Raw genomic sequence first — 5,259 nt, forward strand, 5'->3', positions numbered from 1 at the left:
GGCCTCCCCCGCGGGCGCGAGCGCCCGGGCGCCCGCAGCGCCCGCGTCAGCCCCGGCCGTCACGGCAGCCGCGCCGCCCGCGCCGGCCGCCGCCTTCTTCCCCCACGTCCTCATGCGTCCTCCCCTCCCGTCGCCGTCGCCTCGAAGAGCGCGAGCACCTCGTCCTTCACCGCGCGCACGACCGGGTCAGAGACGAGCGCCTCGGGGTCGCGCGAGCGGTCGCGCGGCAGCTCGAAGCTGCGCACCACGTGGCGCGGCTCCATGAACACGATGCGGTCAGCCAAGATGAGCGCCTCGTCGATGTCGTGCGTGACGAACACCGCCGTCTTGCAGCACGCCCCCTTCCACAGGTCGAGCAGGAGCAGCTGCAGCTTGCGGCGGATCATGGGGTCGAGCGCGCCGAACGGCTCGTCGAGAAGCATCGTGGGCGCGTCGACCGCCAGGGCGCGCGCGATGGCGACGCGCTGGCGCATGCCGCCCGAGAGCTGGAACGGGTAGCGGTCCGCCGCCTCGCCGACGCCCACCTGCTCGAGCAGCTCGAGCGCCCGGGCGCGGGCCTGCTCCTTCGTCGCCTTCCGATCGGTCTTGCGGATGGCGAACATGACGTTGCGCAGCGCGGTCTGCCACGGGAACAGCGAGTAGCTCTGGAACACGATGGAGCGGTCGGGGCCGGGGCCGACGACGGGCTCGCCGCCGACGAGCACCTCGCCGCGCGTGGGATGGGCCAAGCCCGCGATCAGGCTCAGCATGGTCGACTTGCCGCACCCCGAGTGCCCCACCAGGCACAGGAACTCGCCCTCCCCGATCTCGAGGTTGACGTCCTCGAGCGCTGGGAAGGACTCGCCGTTGCTGACGTAGGAGTAGGTGACGTCCTTGAAAACGATGGATGGCATGGAAGTCCTCGGCAGAGAAGAGCGCGCCCGCGGGAGGGCGGGCGCGCATGCTTGCATGGCAGGGGCTACACGCCCATGGTGTTGTGGGCCTCGTAGACCTTGAGGAGCTCCTCGTAGAACTCCTTGTTCTCGCCGCGCTCGATCAGCACGTCAAGCGCCGCCTTGTAGATGGTGGAGTCGAGGTGGGCGTCGATGAGGTCCTTGTCGGCGTCCTCGATGTCGCCGTTGTCCACCATGTCGCCGTAGAACGCCTTCACGTCGTCGGTGTAGGGATCCATCTCGAACGTCATGGCCGCCACGTAGTCGCCCTTGCCGTACGTGATGTTCTCCACGTACTCCTCAGGCTGGCCGGAGTACGCGGTGATGATGGCGATGGTGCCCTCGTGGTCGTTGGCGATGTCGTACATGGCGCGCAAGTTGGCGATCTCGAACTTGATGAGCGCCGAGCGCTTCTCCTCGAACGCCTTGCGGTTGGTGGACTGGCGGCAGCAGGGGAAGTCCTTGCCGATGAGCTCGTTGGGGCGGAACGCCACGGCGCACTTGCCGCCCTGCGTGGCCACGTAGCCGTAGCCGCTGTTCACGAAGCACATGTCAAGCTCGCCGTTCTCGACGGCGGCCACCTCGGCGGCCGCGCTCTCGAGCAGGATGAACTCCACGTCCTTGCCGTCCTCAATGCCGTTCTGGCGCAGCCAGCTCTTGGTGACCATGTGGCCGGTCTCCATGCGGAAGCAGCCGATCCTCTTGCCCTTGAAGTCCTCGGGCTTGGTGTATTTGTCCTTGTTCTCGATGAGGGTGACGCACTCGGAGCCGTTGGCCACCGTGCCGCCGAAGATCACGAGGTCGTCGCCCTGGCCCACGTAGGTGCAGGTGGGGATGGAGCCGAAGGGGAGCACGTCAACCGAGCCGTTCGAGAGCGCCGGCATGGCCTCGGGGAAGCCGCCGGAGACCACCTGCGTGGACAGCGTGAGCTTCTCCTCGTCGTAGTAGCCCTTGTTGAGCGCCACGATGATGGCCGCGATCTTGGAGTCCTTGCCCAGAAGGACGGCCTTGAGCTCCTCGACCTCGGAGTTGATGGTGTTGTCGAGCTTCGGCGCCTCCGCGTCCGCGCTGCCCGCCGCCGAGCTCGCGCTGCTCGCGCCGCCGCCCGCGCAGCCCGTGAGCGCCGTCATCCCCGCCATGGCCGCCGCAGCGCTCGCAACCTTGACGAAGGTGCGGCGAGTCATCGTCCTCTGGTTGGTCATGTGTTGCCTCCCTTGTTCCTTGGTGTCGCTCTCAAGGTGAAAAGAAGGCGCAGCCCCGAAGGACGCGCCTTCCCCTCGCTCTTGTCAATGCGCGAACGATTATAGCAGATATTAGCTTATATCAACTATCAGCTTTGTCACCATTGGAAGAGATAGACAACTGCTTGATTTTATCAGGTAATAGAGCAACGCATGCCGAGCGCCCGACCTGGCACCGCGCGCTGTCAAGGCCAAGGGAGGCGCCGATGCGGCGGCACCGGGCGCTGCCGCACAAGGCACCGAGCGCTGCCGTACGATTCGGCTACTCCTCTTCCTCCTCCTCGTCGTCGGCCCCGTGGGCGTGGTCGTGCTCGCTGATGTCGCTCACGGGCTTCTCGAGGCCCTCGATCGCGATGCCGTTCTTCTCGGCGTAGTCCCACAGCGCCGCGTGGATGGCCTCCTCGGCCAGAAGCGAGCAGTGCACCTTGACGGGCGGCAGGCCGTCGAGCGCCTCCATGACCGCCTTGTTCGTCACCTCAAGGGCCTCCTGGACGGTCTTGCCCTTCACGAGCACGGTCGCCATCGAGGAGGTGGCGATGGCCGCGCCGCAGCCGAACGTCTTGAACTTCGCGTCCTGGATGACGCCGTCGTCGTCGATGTCGAGGTACACGCGCATGATGTCGCCGCACACCGCGTTGCCCACGGTGCCGCAGCCGCTCGCGTTCTCGATCTCGCCCACGTTGCGCGGGTTGGTGAAGTGGTCCATGACCGCCTCGGAGTAGTTCATTGCCATGGGATGCTCCTAGTTCTGCTTCGAAAAGCTCTCGTCGATGATGGATGTCACGCGGCCCTGCTTGAAGTCCTCGTACAGCGGGCTCATCGCGCGCAGGTTCTCAAGCGTCTTCGCCAGCGCGTCGACGGCGAAGTCCACGTCCTCGCGCGTGGTGTCGCGCCCGAGCGTCATGCGCAGCGAGCCGTGCGCGATCTCGTGCGGCAGGCCGATGGCCAGAAGCACGTGGCTCGGGTCGAGCGAGCCGGAGGTGCAGGCGCTGCCGGACGAGACGCAGATGCCGCGCGCTGCGAGCTGCAGCAGCATGCCCTCGCCCTCGATGAACTCGAACGAGAAGTTCACGTTGTTGGCGAGGCGCCGCGTGGCGTGCCCGTTGAGCTTGGCGTGCGGGATCTCGGCGGCGATGCGCGCGAAGGCGTGGTCGCGCAGGGCGGCCTGGCGCGCATGCTCGGCCTCGCGCTCGGCGCACGCCAGCTCGAGCGCGCGGGCGAACCCCACGATGCCCGGCACGTTCTCCGTGGTGGCGCGCCGGCCGCGCTCCTGCTGCCCACCGTCGATGAGGTTCTGGACCTTCACGCCGCGCCGGATGTACAGAAGGCCGACGCCCTTCGGGCCGTAGAGCTTGTGCGCGCTCGCCGACAGCATGTCGACGCCGAGCTCGCGCACGTCGACGGCCTCGTGGCCGAGCGCCTGCACCGCGTCGGTGTGGAAGGCCGCGCCGTGCTCGTGCGCGATGCGCGCCAGCTCGCCGACGGGCTGCAGCGTGCCGATCTCGTTGTTGGCGAACATGACCGACGCCAGGATGGTGTCGGGGCGCAGGGCCGCCTCGAAGTCGGCGGGCGACACGAGCCCCTCGGCGTCGACGGGCAGGTAGGTGACCTCGAAGCCCTCGCGCTCGAGCGCCTCGCAGGCATGCAGCACCGCATGGTGCTCGACGGCGCTCGTGACGAGGTGGCGGCCCTTGCCCGCGTTGGCGCGCGCGAACCCCTTGATCGCCCAGTTGTCGGCCTCGGAGCCGCCGGAGGTGAAGTACACCTCGCGCGGCGAGGCGCCGATGAGGCTCGCGATGGAGGCGCGCGCGGCCGCCACCGCGTCCGAGGCGCGCTGCCCGAGCGGGTAGATCGACGAGGGGTTGCCGAACTCGGTGGTGAAGTACGGCAGCATGGCGTCGAGCACCTCGGGCCTGACCGCCGTGGTGGATGCGTTGTCCAGGTAGATCTGCTTCATGATCGCGCTTCCTTTGCGTGGGAGGGGCGTTGCCGGGGACGGGGGGGGGATGCGCCCCGCCGTCCCTGCGTCGCTTTTCGCCGCTCCCATAGTCTAGTAGTTTGCTGGGTTTAATATACGGGTTTCGGCGTCAAAGTCAAGCAAGTTGCTAGGTTTTTTGCTAAGCTATCGGCAACGACAACTGAAAGGCACGCGCATGAAGATTTCGACGAAGACCCGGTACGGGATGCGGTTCATGATCGACCTCGCCCAGCACGCGAACGAGGGCTGCGTGGCGCTCAAGGACGTGGCGGCGCGGCAGGGGATCTCGAAGAAGTACCTCGAGCAGGTGGTGGCGCCGCTTGCCGGCGCGGGGCTTCTGCGCGTGACGCGCGGGTACGCGGGCGGCTACGAGCTGGCGCGCCCGCCCGAGGAGATCACGCTCGCCGACGTGGTGGGCGCCTCGGAGGACGGCCTCGAGCTGCTCGACTGCATGAGCGGCCTGTTCGCGTGCGAGCGGCAGGAGGGCTGCCTGTCGCAGCGCATCTGGGGCGGCCTGCAGCAGGCGATGTTCGACTACCTCGACGGCATGACGCTCGCCGACGCGGCGGCCGAGGCGCCGAGCCGCTAGCGCAGCTTGTCGCGGCGGGCGCGCCAGTCGGGCATGAAGCGGTCCATGAGCGCGCGGAAGCGCGGGCCGTGCCCGCGCTCGATCAGGTGGCACAGCTCGTGCACCACCACGTACTCCAAGCACTCCGGCGGGTAGAGCGCCAGGCGCACGTTGATGCAGATGCGCCCCGTGGCCGGCTGGCAGCTGCCCCAGCGGCTCGTCATGTTGCGGTAGGCCAGCTTGCCCGCCCGCACGCCCATGAGGGGCTCCCACGCCTCCACGAGCGCGGGCACGCACGCCGACACCACGGCCTTCCACTGGGCGACCTCCTCGGGCGTCGCCTCGGCGGCGCGGATGCGCGGGGAGCTTGCCAGCGCGGCGGCCTGCGCTTCGACCCACGCGCGCTTCTCGCGCACGAGGGCGCGCACGAGGGCGTCCGACGTGCGCGCGGGCGCCGACACCTCCACGCGCGGGCCGCCCGCCGCAGGCCGCACGCGCAGGCTCACGTTCTTGACGCGCTTGCGCGTGACCCACACGTCC

The 5,259-nt window shown here is 68.5% G+C and carries 6 protein-coding genes; 1 reads left to right on the forward strand and 5 read right to left on the reverse strand.

The features are described from left to right. Positions 1-110: 110 nt before the first annotated feature. The 4 genes from HRL41_RS11480 to nifS form a co-directional block, all read right to left on the reverse strand. Entirely contained in the window at positions 111-893 is a 783-nt protein-coding gene (locus tag HRL41_RS11480) for an ABC transporter ATP-binding protein (protein WP_172137138.1), read from the reverse strand. A gap of 65 nt (positions 894-958) precedes the next feature. Then, positions 959-2,134, reverse strand: coding sequence for an ABC transporter substrate-binding protein (locus HRL41_RS11485; protein WP_172137139.1), 1,176 nt, complete (start codon positions 2,132-2,134; stop codon positions 959-961). A gap of 301 nt (positions 2,135-2,435) precedes the next feature. Beyond that, a complete protein-coding gene (nifU, locus tag HRL41_RS11490; protein ID WP_172137142.1) occupies positions 2,436-2,900 on the reverse strand; it encodes a Fe-S cluster assembly scaffold protein NifU in 465 nt (154 codons plus the stop codon). Positions 2,901-2,915: 15 nt separating this feature from the next. Further along, positions 2,916-4,130, reverse strand: a complete 1,215-nt coding sequence (nifS, locus tag HRL41_RS11495; protein ID WP_216662676.1) for a cysteine desulfurase NifS — start codon at positions 4,128-4,130, stop codon at positions 2,916-2,918. A gap of 196 nt (positions 4,131-4,326) precedes the next feature. Here nifS and HRL41_RS11500 point away from each other — a divergent pair, with 196 nt between their 5' ends. Next, complete coding sequence (locus tag HRL41_RS11500; protein WP_172137140.1) at positions 4,327-4,740, forward strand: Rrf2 family transcriptional regulator; 414 nt, start codon at positions 4,327-4,329, stop codon at positions 4,738-4,740. Here HRL41_RS11500 and HRL41_RS11505 read toward each other — a convergent pair. Next, positions 4,737-5,255 carry a M48 family metallopeptidase gene (locus tag HRL41_RS11505; protein ID WP_371808846.1) on the reverse strand — a complete coding sequence of 173 codons (519 nt, stop codon included), beginning with the start codon at positions 5,253-5,255 and terminating at the stop codon, positions 4,737-4,739. The two genes, HRL41_RS11500 and HRL41_RS11505, sit on opposite strands and share 4 nt — an antisense overlap. Positions 5,256-5,259 lie beyond the last annotated feature (4 nt).

Origin of the sequence: Adlercreutzia sp. ZJ473 (assembly GCF_013185065.1) — a bacterium.
In the GTDB taxonomy this organism is placed as follows: Bacteria; Actinomycetota; Coriobacteriia; order Coriobacteriales; family Eggerthellaceae; genus CAAEEV01.

What these genes read in the sequence shown, in the direction of transcription:
- HRL41_RS11480 (WP_172137138.1), bottom strand. Translation starts at nt 893, where the DNA reads ATGCCATCCATCGTTTTCAAGGACGTCACCTACTCCTACGTCAGCAAC.
- HRL41_RS11485 (WP_172137139.1), bottom strand. Translation starts at nt 2,134, where the DNA reads ATGACCAACCAGAGGACGATGACTCGCCGCACCTTCGTCAAGGTTGCG.
- nifU (WP_172137142.1), bottom strand. Translation starts at nt 2,900, where the DNA reads ATGAACTACTCCGAGGCGGTCATGGACCACTTCACCAACCCGCGCAAC.
- nifS (WP_216662676.1), bottom strand. Translation starts at nt 4,130, where the DNA reads ATGAAGCAGATCTACCTGGACAACGCATCCACCACGGCGGTCAGGCCC.
- HRL41_RS11500 (WP_172137140.1), top strand. Translation starts at nt 4,327, where the DNA reads ATGAAGATTTCGACGAAGACCCGGTACGGGATGCGGTTCATGATCGAC.